Below are 14,645 nucleotides of genomic sequence, written 5' to 3'. Positions count from 1 at the left end.
TTTTAAACGGAGAAACAAACGATGCCAAAAACGATTATTACCCCACCAGGCACCAGCGTGCCGATCGCCCCTTTTGTTCCGGGAACGCTGGCCGATGGCGTGGTGTATGTGTCCGGCACACTGCCGTTCGATAAAGACAATAATGTGGTTCACATAGGTGATGCCGCCGCGCAAACCCGCCACGTGCTGGAAACGATTAAGAGTGTGATTGAAACCGCTGGCGGCACGATGGATGACGTGACGTTTAACTCCATTTTTATTACCGACTGGAGCAACTACGCTGCCGTTAACGCGGTGTACGCTGACTATTTTCCCGGTGAAAAGCCCGCCCGCTTCTGTATTCAGTGCGGGCTGGTGAAACCCGATGCGCTGATCGAAATCGCCAGCGTGGCGCATATCGGTAAATAAGGAGTAACTCATGCATATTGAGCTGTCAGGCCGCGACGATCCCGGGGCCAGAACCGTGGTGTTATCCGCCGGGCTGGGCGGACTGGGGAGTTTCTGGTTGCCGCAAATGAATGCGCTGCGCGCGGCATTTCGCGTGGTGGTTTACGACCAGCGCGGCACCGGAAAAAGTCCGGATACGCTGCCTGAAGGCTACAGTATGTCGCAGATGGCCGGTGAGCTGGCGACGCTGCTGGAACAGCACAATATTATGCAGTTCGATATGGTTGGCCATGCGCTCGGTGGCATGGTTGCCCTGCAGCTGGCACTCGACTACCCCGAACGCGTGTCGCGGCTGGTGCTGGTTAACGGCTGGCTACAACTGGATGCACACACCCGTCGCTGTTTCCGCGTACGCCAGGACCTGCTGCTTAATGTCGGGGTCGAGGCTTATGTTCGTGCCCAGCCACTGTTTCTTTATCCCGCTGACTGGCTGTCGGAACATCAGGCACGTATTGAAGCTGAAGATACGCTGCATACGGCACATTTTCAGGGTATGGATAACTTGCTCAAGCGCCTGCATGCGCTGATGGCCTGCGACTACAGTTCTCATGCCGCGCAGATTACCCAGCCCGTGCTGCTGCTCTGTTCACGCGATGACCTGCTGGTGCCCTGGACCTGTTCCGAACAACTGCTGGCAGCACTGCCGCACGCCACCCTGCAACGCATGAACTGGGGCGGCCACGCCATGAGTGTCACCGACGCTTCCACCTTTAATCACCTGCTGATGGGCTGGCTGCAAGATGACAGCCTGGCCGCGAATACCGCTGATATGGAGCCACTATGGCAGAAACCCTGAATACCCTGGCACCCACCCCGCCTGTCATCGGCGTGGAAAAGCAACAGTTCCGTGATGCGATGGCGCGCCTGGGTGCCGCCGTCAATATTATCACCACCGATGGCCCTGCCGGACGTGCCGGATTTACTGCCTCGGCAGTATGTAGCGTCACCGACACGCCACCGACGCTGCTGGTGTGCCTGAATCGTTCCGCATCGGTGTATGACACCTTTAGAGAAAACAGACAGCTTTGCGTGAATACGCTGGCGTCCGGTCATGAAGCGTTATCTAACCTGTTTGGCGGTAAAACGCCGATGACCGAGCGATTTATCGCCGCTGACTGGTCAACACTGGTCACCGGATCGCCGATCCTCAGTGGCGCACTGGTGTCGTTTGACTGTCTGGTGACGCAGGTGATGAGCGTCGGCACCCACGATATTTTAGTGTGCGAAGCACAGGCACTGGTTTTCAGCGACAGCAGCCATGGCCTGATGTATTTCGATCGTGGCTACCACCCGTTACCACAACGTAGTTTCTGATCCCGGGCTTTACTCGCCGGTCAATGCAGTGCTCACACTCTGGAGATAACGATGACAGGTTCCTGGTTCCCTCAATGGTCGAAAACGACGGCGTCGACAACCGGTATTGTCGCGCCTGATGAAACACTGCCCCTCGGGCAAACGGTAGTGATGGGCCTGCAGCACGCGGTTGCCATGTTTGGTGCCACCGTGCTGATGCCTTTGCTGATGGGACTGGACCCGAACCTGTCGATCCTGATGTCGGGCGTGGGCACGTTGCTGTTCTTCCTGATTACCGGAGGCCGCGTACCCAGTTATCTGGGCTCCAGCGCGGCGTTTGTGGGCGTGGTGATCGCCGTGACGGGCTTTAGCGGTCAGGGGTTGAACCCGAACCTCAGCGTGGCGTTAGGAGGTATCATCGCCTGCGGTCTGGTCTACACCCTGATCGGTTTTGTGGTGATGAAAGCAGGCACCCGCTGGATAGAAAAATTGATGCCGCCCGTGGTGACGGGTGCCGTTGTCATGGCGATTGGTCTGAACCTGGCACCGATTGCCGTGCGCGGCGTTTCAGCCTCGATGTTCGATAGCTGGATGGCAGTCATGACTGTGTTGTGTATCGGCGTAGTCGCGGTATTCACCCGCGGCATGGTGCAGCGCCTGCTGATCCTCGTTGGGCTGATTGTCGCGTGGGCAATTTATGCGCTGCTGACCAACGGCTTTGGATTAGGGAAACCCGTCGACTTCAGCCTGCTGGCGAATGCCCCCTGGTTCGGCATGCCGCTGATCACCAGCCCGACGTTCAGTACCCAGGCCATGGTGATGATTGCGCCGGTGGCGGTCATTCTTGTGGCCGAGAACCTCGGACATATCAAGGCCGTAGCCGGTATGACCGGACGTAATCTTGACCCTTATATGGGCCGGGCATTTGTCGGTGACGGGGTGGCAACGATGTTATCCGGCAGCGTTGGCGGCAGCGGTGTCACCACTTACGCGGAAAATATCGGCGTGATGGCGGTGACGAAAGTTTACTCCACGCTGGTCTTTGTCGCGGCGGCCCTGATTGCCATGGTACTGGGCTTCTCACCCAAATTTGGCGCTCTGATTCATACCATCCCAGGACCCGTTATCGGCGGCGCATCGATTGTGGTGTTTGGTTTGATTGCGGTAGCCGGTGCACGTATTTGGGTACAGAACAATGTCGATCTCAGCCAGAACGGTAATCTGATTATGGTTGCCGTGACATTGGTACTGGGTGCGGGAGATTTCGCACTAAAAATCGGCAGCTTTACGCTCGGTGGGATCGGTACGGCAACGTTTGGGGCGATTTTACTGAACGCCCTCCTCAGCCATAAACGCGCCGCCGCACTCAGCGGCAGTAGTGTAGTGCGTCAGGATCATTAATCCCTCTGTACGAATGTGCGGGTCGGGCATGCCCGACCCCTACGAAACAATTCGGTCCACATGCCCCATCCACAGCTGAACACTTCATTCATCTCGTCGAGATGAGGCATACCATCCGTTTTACGCAGGCTTTTCAGGAGCCGCTTTTCTCCGTTTCAGCTTCAGCTCGCTGATCAGTACGCCCAGTACGATCAGCGCCCCGCCAAGCAGGGCGATACCCGGCAATCGCTCCCCGGCAATACGCCCGACAATCCCGGCCCAAACCGGCTCACCCGCATAGATAACCGTGGCTCGCGTGGGCGACACGCTGCGCTGTGCCCAGTTCATGGTCACCTGGATCAGTGCGCTGGCGATGCCCAGCCCAATGGCGCTGTAGAGCAGATAAGGACTGAACGGCGGCACCGACTCGCCATTCGGGACCATCATTACGAAGCCAAAAAGAGAAGCCGCCGCCAGTTGGATCACGGTGACGCGCTGCACATTGACTTTTCCTGCACTGGCGCTGATCAGGATGATCTCCGCCGCGATGGCCAGTGTACTCAACAACGTTGCAATCTCTCCGGCGTTGAACGCCATCTCACCGCTTTCCGGCCCCGCCAGCAACAGCAGACCGCCAAAAGCCAGCACGATACCCACCCACGACATCAGCCCGGGCATTCTGCCAAGAAAAATCCACTGTAACAGCGGCACCAGCGGCACATAGAGCGCCGTGATAAACGCCGATTTGCTGCTGGTAATGGTCTGCATGCCGTAGGTTTGCAAACCATATCCCAGGCCAATAGCGAGGCCAATCAGCCCCCCCGCCTTCACCTCATACCAGGTGACACCCCGCAGAACCCGCCATGAGATCAGCCCGAGCAACACGGCCGCCGTAGCAAAGCGCACGCCGATAAAAAAGAAGGGTCCGCTGACCGTCATGGCATGATGCACGGCGAGGAAGGTGCCCCCCCAGACCATCGTGATCAGGATCAGTACCCCTTCCTGGGGGTTCACTGCAAATTTGTAACGTGATAAAAAACCGGACATTGGCGCACTCTGCTGGAAATTTGGCGTCAGTGTGCTGCGTTCGCTGCGGGGGGTCAAGCGTTGAACATGGGGGGAATGTTTATGCCGCCGGAGAGCCCGGCGGCGGGCGGCATGGCTGCTTAGTTACCGTCATCGGTCTTACTTTTGCTCCCGCGACTGTTGCGGCCACCTTTTTCTCCTGCCAGAGAGGCGCGCTGAGGATCATTCTTAAAATTCCCCCCGCTGACCTTGCCGCCTTTACGTCCGGCTTCTGATGCTCTTTGACGGTCTTCAGCGAAATTGCCAGATCCACCACGATGTTCTGCCATTTCTTACCTCCGAATAGTTAAGACATCATACTGCATTGTGCCCGTGTTCAGCTGGCGTTGCCCGGCAACAATGGCGGCAAACGCTGGCCTGCCGCGTTGTTAAGCATAGTGTATTCAACTAATGATGCATGCCTGGCTCGCCATTTTCTGTGCCAGACCGCCCCGAATACACTGATTTACCCCCTTAATTTTTATTAATGCATTGTGGCAAAAAATGTGAGGGCGCCGTTTTTTTAAGCAAACATTGATGACACCACGGGCAGGCAACGCGCACTCTTCTATACTGACGAATCAGGCATTGAACGGACAACATCAACCACAGGAGAGCGTTATGGCAACACAACAATCGAAAGCGCATCACGTTGGCGAATGGGCAAGTCTGCGCGGAACGTCACCCGAAATCGCCGAAGCTATCTTTGAGGTCGCGAATTACGATGAGCGTCTGGCTGAAGCTATCTGGCAGCAACAGGGTAGCGATGAGGTCCTGCTGCGCGCCTTTGATAAGACCGGTGCAGATGTGCTCACCTGGGATAATAAGGTGGTTGAGCGCAGGAACGTCTGATACCCCATCGGCGGGTATCTGCGCCCGCCGTTTCAACGCTTACATTTTGCAACTGAGACTCCTCTGAGAACCCACCAACCTGCCGTCATGTCGTCTACGCTTAATGCTGGGTTGACATACTGACAGCCAGAACCCGGCTGATTACTGACACTATCCAAAGGAGGCGTAATGCCGTACCAGACGATTAATCCCGCAAGTAATAAGCTGATCAAGTCCTGGCCTGACCATAGCGACAGCCAGATTGAACAGGCACTGGCCACCGCCGACGCGCTGTATCACTCTGACTGGTCCAAAGGCGATCTCCAGCCCCGAGTGCAGGTGCTGAAAAAACTGGCTGATTTGATTGATAGCCGTGTTGACGAACTGGCCGAAGCGGCCAGTATTGAGATGGGAAAACTGATTGAGCAAAGTCGCGGTGAAGTGCAACTCTGTGCACAGATTGCCCGCTACTATGCCGAGAATGCCGGGCGTTTTCTTGCGCCAACGCCCTACCCCAGTGAACTCGGCGAGGCCTGGGTAGAGAACCATCCGATTGGCGTTCTGGTGGCCGTTGAGCCCTGGAACTTCCCGTTTTATCAGCTGATGCGTGTGCTGGCGCCTAACCTCGCTGCCGGAAACCCGGTGCTGGCAAAACATGCGCAAAATGTTCCGCACTGTGCCGTGTTATTCGAGGCTCTGGTGACCGAAGCCGGTGCGCCAGCGGGGGCATGGACCAATATCTTCGCCAGTAACGACCAGGTGGCAACGCTGATCGCTGATGACCGTGTGCAGGGTGCCGCTCTCACCGGTTCCGAGCGTGCAGGCAGCGCAGTAGCACAGCAGGCGGGGAAATATCTGAAAAAGACCACGCTCGAACTGGGCGGCAACGATGTGTTTGTGGTACTGGACGACAGCGACCTGGAGAAAGCCGTGAAGGCCGGTGTCGGTGCCCGCCTGAGCAACTGTGGCCAGGTGTGTACCGCCGCCAAACGCTTCCTGGTGCATGAGAAGGTCGCAGATCGCTTCCTGGAGAAAATGACCGAGGCATTTAAGGCGGTGAAAATTGGCGATCCCCTTGATGCCAGCACCACTCTCGGCCCACTCTCCTCCGCTGAGGCACGCGATCGTCTGCATAAGCAGGTTCAGCAGGCGAAAGAGAAAGGCGCTAACGTGCTGCTCGGTGGTGCGCCCGTACCGGGTGACGGCTGTTTCTATCAGCCCACCATCCTGACCGGCATCACCCGCGACAATCCGGCGTACTTTGAAGAGTTCTTCGGACCGGTGGCTCAGATCTATGTGGTGAAAAATGACGATGACGTGGTGAAACTGGCCAATGATTCGCACTACGGGCTGGGCGGCGCCGTGTTTACCCAAGATATTGCCCGAGGCAAAGCACTGGCTTCACGGATTGAAACCGGAATGGTCTACATCAACTCTTCCAGCAATACCGCGGCAGAACTGCCCTTCGGGGGCGTGAAACGGTCAGGATATGGCCGTGAACTTTCCGACCTCGGCATTAAAGAGTTTGTGAACCAGAAACTGGTGGTAATCAGTAAGGATTAAGGATGTATCGGGAGTCGTCTTTTTTAGCCGCTCCCGCTAACCAAAATATCGCCATTAAAAAAGGGGCGACCTGTTAACCAGGTCGCCCCTTTTCATCTCTGAACTCGGGGAGACGTCAATGCCTCCCCCCAGATCAGTTAGCTGCAGGTTTCGCGTCTGGCGTGCTTTCTGCTTTTGCTTTGTCCGCTTTCGCTTTATCCGCTGCGGCTTTATCGGCAGCCGCTTTATCTGTGGTGGCTTTGTCTGCTGCCGCTTTATCTTTTGCGGCCTGTTCAGCGGCAGCCTTATCTGCAGCGGCTTTCTCTTTCGCTGCTTTATCGGCAGCGGCTTTATAAGCAGCCGCTTTCTCCGCTGAGGCTTTGGCCTGAGCCGCTTTATCCGCGGCGGCCTGGTCTGCTGCCGCTTTGTCGGCCAGCGTCTTATTGACGACGGCTTTCTCGTCAGCCGGTTTGGCCGCCGGAGTGGCTGACGCAGCAGCCGGTGCCTGTTCAGCCACCTGTAACGGCGTTCCCTGTAACGACTTGTTCAAAACCTGGGTGAACTGGTCCCATGAACAGAAACCGTTAGCATCGGTCGGGCAACCGGCCATTTGCAGAGTGACACGCTTAGGCGGGTTATCCAGCGACAGCGCTTCCGCATCACGCAGCTGGCTGGATGTCTGGTAGACATATTCCACCTTCACCAGCTCACGGTCATTTTTCTTATCATGCCAGCGCTGGAACTGCACCATACCGCCAATCGGCGTTTGCTCATTTTGCCCTGGCAGATCATAAGGTTTGAAATCCAGGGCCGTCAGCAGTGAGGCGATATTCGAATCATGACCGACCATTAAGGTCACTTTCGGTGCAGTGGCTTTATCCTGGTCGACCAGCAAGCTGCGGATGTAGTCCACCAGCGGGGCTGCCACTTCACGTGCGACAACCGGAGAGGTGAATAACGTGTCCTGGTAACCATTTTTGATCGCCGCCAGTTCTTTCCACTGCTCAGGCGTTTTGATCTGCCCCCAGGCGACCTGCTCCATCGGGAAACCTTCGTAATATTGCAGGGTGAAGGCATCAACCAGGGAATTCCCTACCTTCAGTGGACCAGACACATTGGGTTCTTTACCGTTATCGGCACTGAATTTGTTCTGGTTATCGCTGGAAAGATCGCACTGCTTTTTACCGTCACAGGCAGGCGAATTTTTATAGTCGATAATTTTTTCCAGACGCTGGAAAGCGGGTTTCAACGCCAGCTTCTCGCCTTCACCGTTAATCGCGGTCAGCGCCTGTTTGTTAAAGTCTTCACTGCCGTTGGTGATCACCGGATTAAACACCGGGTCCATCGATCCCATCTCATCCTGATGAGAAACGGCAACATCACAGCCAGGGAAAGCCCCCGCCACAAAGAACTGGGCGGTAGCAACAGTGCGTTGCAGGCTGTTTGCATAGGCATAGATGTCGTCCGGTGCCGGACACTCACCGTCTTTTACCAACCCCTGTTGTGCCAGCCATTCGCGGGTATAGCGGCCCATATACACTTCCAGCACACCGCCTTTGGTGGTCAGCTGTCCACCCGGCACATCCCACTTAGGCCAAGCTTTTTTTGTCGCCTGCGCCAGTACGCTGCCGTTATCCGCTAAAGGAGCACGCAGGTTGTGGCGGCTCATCATCAGCACTTGCTCCAGCTGATAATCACTATCAGCAGCCCAGGCAGGAACCCCGGAAAGCGCGGAGCAAACGGCTAACGCACAAAGACTATACTTGTTGATCATGTGTGTATTCCATTGATTCAAAGGGGTGAACTGGCTGGCATAACATGCAGCGCAGAAAGAAAACAGCGCATCAGCACTGACTCACCACAACCGCTCTCCAGAGTACAAGCCAGATGCTCATAGAAAGATGAATAGTGAGAATATAGCAGACTCTGCACCCGGCGGTTTAGTGGCTTCAGGAGTTTGAAAAGAAACAAGATGTTTTTAGGAATGATCTAATCGCCCAGCCCGAGAAGAAAATAGCAGGAAGCCGGGAAAAACAGAAGGATGTTTGTCCCGGTTACGCCCTGTTTCTTATGGCTCAGAGGTATTCCACTGTAAACAGTACCTGCGCCTGAAAGCTGCCGCTGCTCACTACCGCTGCACGTCCTTTCAGGGCTGAGGAAAAATGGAGCTGATTATCGCCATTGTTAATGCGCTGCCATGCAACAGGCTGGTTATTGAGTACCTGCTGCCCGAAGCGGTCACGAACGGCAATACCCACGGTGGTGTTATCCGGCCCGACCGAAAATAAGCCGTCAGAAAACGCCGTACCCTGGAAAGTCACGCGTACCCGATTTTTCAGCGAGGTACTGCAGCGCAGCAGATCCAGCGAAAAGTCTACCGCTGCGGACTCATGGCCATTCTGCAGCGCCGAAGCGCTGACATCACCAAAGTTGACCTGGATATTTTCGGCCCCCGGAGAGATAGAGCACGGGGCATCCACCACCACACCAGAAATATTAATTTTTCCATAACCGTTATCTGCCCCTTCACAGCTAAAAGCAGCCGCCAGGCACAACCATGCTAACCCGTATCGTGTCACGATCGTTCCCCTTCTGATAATGAGGAATAAAATAACCAGTGATAAAGTTCCAGATTTTTTTGCATCCCCAGTTTCAACATCACCGAACGTTTGTAAGTACTGATGGTTTTAGGATGTAAAGCCATGCTGGCTGCAATCTGGCGTGGTGTTAAGCTGCTGCGCAAATGTGCAATGAGCATTTTCTCGCGTGGCGTAAGGACATCTTCTTTGACCGCGCGCGGATCGATAAGGGTAATCAGCCGATTTTTATCGGGTATCAGTTGCTTAAACACCTTGCCCAGTTGTTCCAGTGACTGCCTGGGGTGAAGATGCCGTGTGGGGTAACGTTGCAGGCCTGGCGGTAATCCCCTGCAGCTTTCTTCAAACGAATGATGAACCACGACTAGCTGGCTGTCTGCTGTCATCATCCGCCCGAACGGCAGCGAGGCACAGAGTGAAACGGCATCCAGTCCCGTCAGTAACAGGTCCACTTTTTTGACCGGCCTGGTCGATAGCCTCCTGACAGTATGCGGATACTGGGACTGTAGAAAGCGCAGAACCCCCTCGACAAAGAAACGGTCATGATCGAACATTACCAGCGTTAAACAGCGTGGATCGGACATCTTTTCTCCTTGATCCGAATAGCAACTGGCTTTATTGCAGACTCATTACCAATACCGCCGTGGCGTTGAATGGCCCGGTAGCCACCGCCGCATTGGAGGATCTGAGCAGCACGAAGCTGAAATCATCGCCGCCCACACCATGGGTAATCCGGCTACTGATGCTGTCGAACGGACGGACCAGTTTGCCCTGATGGTAAATCTGTACCGCCAGGTCAGGATTGGTGGTTTTAATCGCGTTGCCCGAGAAGCTGCTGACATCCGCTGATAGCGTCATTTTTATCGGCCAGCTACTGGTATCTTTACACTGATAGGGAATGTGCACTTCACGGCGGAACGGCGACAGGGTCGCGCTCTGGCTTAACTGATTACGCGCGATATAGCCAAAACTCACATCAATATCCTGCCCGTTATTGATCGCACAGGTACCGGAGGTGTAGTAAGCATCATTGGCAGCAATCACCCGCCAGTTAGCGGTAAACACGCCGCCGGCGGGCGCGCTCCATTTGTACATCTGCATACTGGCCACGACGGTACCGGCCTTGATATACACGCCGCGCCCTGGATTATCTTTCAACTGATAGAACGCTTTAACCTGCAGATCATGCCAGTTACCATCGCGCAGCTCATAAATCGTCAGCGCTGAGGTTATCGGGTTGAGATAGCGCTTACCGTTAATCTCCAGACCGCTGTTGAAAGAGGCATCCAGCGAGGTTTGATAGGTCCCGGCATTGATGCGCATATAGTCGACGTAGCGGGCAGGAATGGTGTTTTGACAGGTAAAGTATTGGGACAAATCGAACACCACTACGTCACCGATCATAATTTCCGGCGACAGGTTAACAGTGACATCAATATTGCGCTGTCCGACAGCATCAAACGCTTTACCATCGCGTTTATCGATGCAGGAAAAGGCCAGCGCCTGTAGCGGCAGCAGCATTACGATCAGCCAGAGCATCAAACGTTTCATGCTTGTGTGATGACCTTACAGGTCATCCCCTGGCAGCGGAATATCAGGCTGGAACGGCCACCAAAATCATTGACGTATTGGAGTACCGGCGCGTCCCCCAACGCGGCGGGGCTGACATTCAGCTCCACGTCAGCACGCGGGGCAACCATCACCGGGGTGAAGTCCTTAAGAGGCTCCTCTCCCTTACCGCAGCTGGCCTCGATAATCGTGATGAAGTAACCCGTTGGATTGTGCAAACGGTAGCGCCCTCCTTTTCGGACCAGCTGCACCTGCTGTTGAATCGGCGAGGCATATTGCGCGGACGAAATCTGGAGCGCCTTCGGGCGATAGAATAATTTTATTTTTGTCTGCAACGCGATTTGTAGCGTATTTGGCTGATCGGAACGCGGTGGAATTTCACGCAGGTTAAAATAAAATAACGTTTCTTTATCCTGGGAAAGTAAATTCACCGAAGAAAGCGACTGTATCTTTATCTGGCTTTTATCACCGGCCTCTATGCGCTGTACTGGCGGCAGTACCGTTAACGGTGAATTCACTTTTTCACCTTGTTCATTCTCAATCCAGCCCTGAGCGAGATAAGGAAGCCGGGGATTTTCATTGGCAATGGTCAGGCTGACCGACGGATTTCCTGCATCCAGAATAATACGGGTACGATCAAGAGAAAGAGCTGCCTGCGACCAGGATGAAAAAAAGACTATACCGGCGGCAAGGGTATTCAGCACCCCCTTGCTTGTTGACTGTTTCATTACATTTATTCCTTGGTTTGATTCTGGGGCTGGCCCAACATCGCGTGATTGCCGATACACGGCAGTAGAAGATTATCCAGCCTGTCTTTATTCAATGGCGGCAGCGTAATCTGGCACTGTTGTCTGCCATCCCAGGAGACGCTCAAATGTTCTCCTGACTGCATGCCACTCAGATAAACGCTGCCGCCATCCGCCACCAGCCCCACCGCCTGCTGACGGGCATTCATCACCTGTGCTCCGAACGGAGGGGATGTTCCCTCTTCCAGACGGATAACGGCCATCGCTTTCAATCCCGCCAGTACCGGAAAATGACGATAACCAATCGCCCCTTCGGTGAGCGTGGCGTGCACAATGGATGAGGTGACTTCGGCGTTTTCCGGCAGTTTATTAATATCAATGCCCACCTGATTTCGGTAATAGCTGCTGATATCGGAAATCACTAATTTCCCGCGGCTATTGCTGTAAACAATTCCGCCGTTGGCCCGCACTGGAATATTGGCAACACCGTCGGTATCGAGTAATAAACGCGTTCCTCCAGGAGAGTTCTGACGGTGCGCCGCTCCCCCTTTTGCTGTCGCGGTTATTCCACCTTTCAACGAGGCACCAAAGGCCTGATAATTATCTTGCTGCACATTGACGCTTCCGGTCAGCTGTGCGCTACTGCCATCATGCAGATAATATCCAGACAGGGTATGACTGCTATTGGTGGTTCCGGCACTGAGACTGTAACTGTCGTTATTATTTATCTGGTTGTAATAATTAACCTGCTGGCTGTTATTATTGCGCCCACTCGACCCGCTGTAGCTGACAGTGCCCCGATTACCAATAGGTAATGATAAAGAGAGATAAAGCCCTTTATCACTCAGTTGGTTATAACGGTTCTGCCAGGCAGAGAATGAAAGGCTGGCATTTTTCCACTGCAGAATGTCGAAGTAACGCGACAATGCCAGGCTATAGCGTTCGCTTTCCGGCCTGTCCCAATAGGTTTGACGGTTGTAACTAAGCTGCGCGCTGGTTCCCAGTGCCCGCAGATCCTGAGCCAGCGTGACGGTGTACATTTCACGGCTGTTGCTTTGCCCGCTACCGTGGCGTTCGGCATCGAGAAATGCATCCATCGTCATAAACTCGCGTTCAGAAAAGCGATAGCCGGCAAAGGTGACCTGACTGCCATAATCGTCAAAGCGTTTGGAATAGCTCAGTCGGTATGAATTCCCCTGACGGGTATCTCCCCACGGAAGTCGGGCCACCGAATGAGTCACGTCAAAAGACATGGCACCGAACACCAGCAGATCGCGGCCAATCCCGCTGGCAAGCGCCTGATAGTGCTCGCTGCCGATCGCTCCGCCATACAGCGACCAGCCGTTATTGACTCCCCAGGAGAATTCGCCGCTGGCAAACTGTGGCCCACTCATACTGTGCTGCCCGTTTATCGGCTGCCCCAGCGCCATTTTGTAACGTAGCTGTCCGGGACGCGTCAGATAGGGGATCGTCGCGGTATTAAGGGTGAAAGTCTGAACCGACCCATCCTCTTCTTCGATGCGAACCTGTAATTCCCCCAGTACTGAATCATCAATATCCTGGATGCGGAACGGCCCTGCGGCCACCTGAGTCTGATAAAGGACACGTCCCTGATGCATCACGACGACTCTGGCATGCGTACGCGCCACACCGGTAACTTCCGGTGCGTAGCCACGCAGGTTGGGAGGTAACATATTGTCGTCGGTGATCAGACTGACACCGGCAAAGCGGAAGCTGTCGAAAATATCAGAGACCAGATAGTCCTCACCGACCACCAGCCTGGCTCCGCTTTCCGGCAGCGCGCGTGAGGCAGAGTAACGCGTCCAGTCGAAGGTGTTGCGCGTAGTGCCATTGAGTGTGTCGCGACGCCCCTGCCAGTCTGCACGCAACCGCCAGGGACCGAGGTTGGCACCGGCGACACCTGTTCCGGCGGTGGTTCGCTGCTCACCGGCATGAGGGGTAAAACGGACCTGACTGTTCAAATTATAATCAAACAGCACGCCAGGGATCCCCTCATCCCAACGAGAGGGAGGATCCCAGTTGGCGGACTGATAGTTGAGGAATGCCTGTGGCACACTAATCGCCAGCGTTGTGGTGGAAAGATCGCCCCTCGCCTGCATTCCTTTCAGGCTGCGAATATCGAGGCACTTCCCCTCATGCCACCACTTCAACGCACTGACAGAATCGGATCGCAGCCCCAGTTCGCTGACGAGTTGCGCATCAAGGCACGGCAGGCTCATCTCAGGATGGTCTTCCGGTAAATAAAAATTGATGGCACGTTCTGCCAGCGGTTCGTTATTCAGACGGATATTCATGAGGTAACGACCCGGCATGATGTAGCCCTTATGGGTAAAATTCGATACATCAATATTCTGACGGTCTTCCACATCAAACAGATCGGTATTGAACTGAATGTCATCCGCATGGACACGATGACCCCACACCTCCAGTCCCAGAAAAATGGAAATAGCCAATATCCCTGTAAATTTTATTTTTAATGTTATTTTTTCAATAATTCAGCTGGCGGATAATCCTTTTTCGTCTTATAAAAAAATAAATCGCGCCCGGGATCCCGGACGCCATGTTCATCCGGCAAAAAGGATATCAGGGATAAGCCAGGGTGAAATTTGTAACCGCGGTGAATGCACCCGTGCCTACAGCAACAGGTTCATCGGTTGTACCATCACCTTTCAGTGCTGCGGTGAATTGCAGAGTGTTCGCACCACCATTAATATTCTGGGCGGTGGTGGCGGTACCCAGCTCGATTTTCTTGCCGCTACCATCGCGCAAAAGAATACTGGCACCGCTTGCTTCTCCGGTAATACCCAGTCGGCCATCCACACCGGATTTACCGGTAAAGGTCGCAGTTACCGTTTTTTTCGTGCTGTTATCGCAGTTCTGTAAATCAATGGTAAAAGGGATCGCAGTCTGCTCTCCGCCGTTAGCCAACAATGTATTTGACACCTGTCCCAGAGGGATTTTCTGATCGTCAACATTGGGCGCAATAGAGCAAGGTGCATTGACGATTGAACCGTAAAAAGTAATTTTACCACTGCCTTCATCAGCGGCATTAACTGCACCTGATGCTACAAGAGTGAAAAGTGAAATAGCAGCGATTTTTTTAATTTCCATTTAGATATCCTTGAGTTTTATCTGTCTTGCAGAATGATCCATC

Annotated in this window: 15 protein-coding genes; 6 read left to right on the top strand and 9 right to left on the bottom strand. The window is 54.3% G+C overall.

Features of this window, described 5'->3' with window-relative positions; all coding sequences use genetic code 11:
• The first annotated feature begins 21 nt into the window (after window positions 1-21).
• From rutC to rutG, 4 genes are read left to right on the top strand one after another with little or no spacing between them, the layout of a single operon-like run.
• Window positions 22-408, top strand: a complete 387-nt coding sequence (gene rutC / locus WH279_RS04490) for a pyrimidine utilization protein C (protein WP_200640625.1) — start codon at window positions 22-24, stop codon at window positions 406-408.
• A gap of 10 nt (window positions 409-418) precedes the next feature.
• Window positions 419-1,243: a pyrimidine utilization protein D gene (gene rutD / locus WH279_RS04485; protein WP_200640626.1), complete on the top strand. Its 825-nt coding sequence runs from the start codon at window positions 419-421 to the stop codon at window positions 1,241-1,243.
• Window positions 1,228-1,761: an NADH-dependent FMN reductase RutF gene (rutF, locus tag WH279_RS04480; RefSeq protein WP_339455133.1), complete on the top strand. Its 534-nt coding sequence runs from the start codon at window positions 1,228-1,230 to the stop codon at window positions 1,759-1,761. The genes rutD and rutF overlap by 16 nt, the downstream gene beginning before the upstream one ends.
• Window positions 1,762-1,812: 51 nt before the next feature.
• A complete protein-coding gene (gene rutG / locus WH279_RS04475; RefSeq protein ID WP_339455132.1) occupies window positions 1,813-3,141 on the top strand; it encodes a pyrimidine utilization transport protein G in 1,329 nt (442 codons plus the stop codon).
• A gap of 120 nt (window positions 3,142-3,261) precedes the next feature.
• Here rutG and WH279_RS04470 read toward each other — a convergent pair whose 3' ends face one another.
• Together WH279_RS04470 and WH279_RS04465 are read right to left on the bottom strand one after the other, a co-directional pair.
• Window positions 3,262-4,167, bottom strand: coding sequence for a DMT family transporter (locus tag WH279_RS04470; protein WP_339455228.1), 906 nt, complete (start codon window positions 4,165-4,167; stop codon window positions 3,262-3,264).
• A gap of 119 nt (window positions 4,168-4,286) precedes the next feature.
• Complete coding sequence (locus WH279_RS04465) at window positions 4,287-4,475, bottom strand: general stress protein (protein ID WP_133840977.1); 189 nt, start codon at window positions 4,473-4,475, stop codon at window positions 4,287-4,289.
• A 331-nt stretch (window positions 4,476-4,806) separates the two neighbouring features.
• On the opposite strand from WH279_RS04465, the gene WH279_RS04460 reads away from it, so the two are divergent.
• Window positions 4,807-5,037, top strand: coding sequence for a YccJ family protein (locus tag WH279_RS04460; RefSeq protein ID WP_133840978.1), 231 nt, complete (start codon window positions 4,807-4,809; stop codon window positions 5,035-5,037).
• A gap of 168 nt (window positions 5,038-5,205) precedes the next feature.
• The gene (locus WH279_RS04455; protein ID WP_200640632.1) at window positions 5,206-6,579 is read left to right on the top strand and encodes an NAD-dependent succinate-semialdehyde dehydrogenase; all 1,374 of its coding nucleotides are present in this window, start codon (window positions 5,206-5,208) and stop codon (window positions 6,577-6,579) included.
• A gap of 133 nt (window positions 6,580-6,712) precedes the next feature.
• On the opposite strand, the gene agp is transcribed toward WH279_RS04455, so the two are convergent.
• The 7 genes from agp to WH279_RS04420 all read right to left on the bottom strand — a co-directional run bounded on the left by agp (window position 6,713) and on the right by WH279_RS04420 (window position 14,602).
• Window positions 6,713-8,332, bottom strand: coding sequence for a bifunctional glucose-1-phosphatase/inositol phosphatase (gene agp / locus WH279_RS04450; protein WP_339455131.1), 1,620 nt, complete (start codon window positions 8,330-8,332; stop codon window positions 6,713-6,715).
• A gap of 301 nt (window positions 8,333-8,633) precedes the next feature.
• Window positions 8,634-9,137 carry a fimbrial protein gene (locus WH279_RS04445; protein ID WP_339455130.1) on the bottom strand — a complete coding sequence of 168 codons (504 nt, stop codon included), beginning with the start codon at window positions 9,135-9,137 and terminating at the stop codon, window positions 8,634-8,636.
• Window positions 9,134-9,607, bottom strand: a complete 474-nt coding sequence (locus WH279_RS04440; protein WP_339455129.1) for a LuxR C-terminal-related transcriptional regulator — start codon at window positions 9,605-9,607, stop codon at window positions 9,134-9,136. The genes WH279_RS04445 and WH279_RS04440 overlap by 4 nt, the downstream gene beginning before the upstream one ends.
• 163 nt (window positions 9,608-9,770) lie before the next feature.
• The gene (locus WH279_RS04435) at window positions 9,771-10,706 is read right to left on the bottom strand and encodes a fimbrial protein (RefSeq protein WP_339455128.1); all 936 of its coding nucleotides are present in this window, start codon (window positions 10,704-10,706) and stop codon (window positions 9,771-9,773) included.
• Entirely contained in the window at window positions 10,703-11,452 is a 750-nt protein-coding gene (locus WH279_RS04430) for a fimbria/pilus periplasmic chaperone (RefSeq protein ID WP_339455127.1), read from the bottom strand. Before WH279_RS04430 ends, WH279_RS04435 begins: the two co-directional genes overlap by 4 nt.
• A 5-nt stretch (window positions 11,453-11,457) precedes the next feature.
• The gene (locus WH279_RS04425) at window positions 11,458-13,944 is read right to left on the bottom strand and encodes an outer membrane usher protein (protein WP_339455126.1); all 2,487 of its coding nucleotides are present in this window, start codon (window positions 13,942-13,944) and stop codon (window positions 11,458-11,460) included.
• 130 nt (window positions 13,945-14,074) lie between these two features.
• Window positions 14,075-14,602, bottom strand: a complete 528-nt coding sequence (locus WH279_RS04420) for a fimbrial protein (RefSeq protein WP_200640640.1) — start codon at window positions 14,600-14,602, stop codon at window positions 14,075-14,077.
• Window positions 14,603-14,645 lie beyond the last annotated feature (43 nt).

The sequence above is a fragment of the Erwinia sp. MYb375 genome (genome assembly GCF_037479175.1).
GTDB classification, from domain to species: Bacteria; Pseudomonadota; Gammaproteobacteria; order Enterobacterales; family Enterobacteriaceae; genus Erwinia; species Erwinia rhapontici.
The sequence above is the reverse complement of the archived record's forward strand: the minus strand, read 5'-3'. Positions and strand labels throughout refer to the sequence as shown.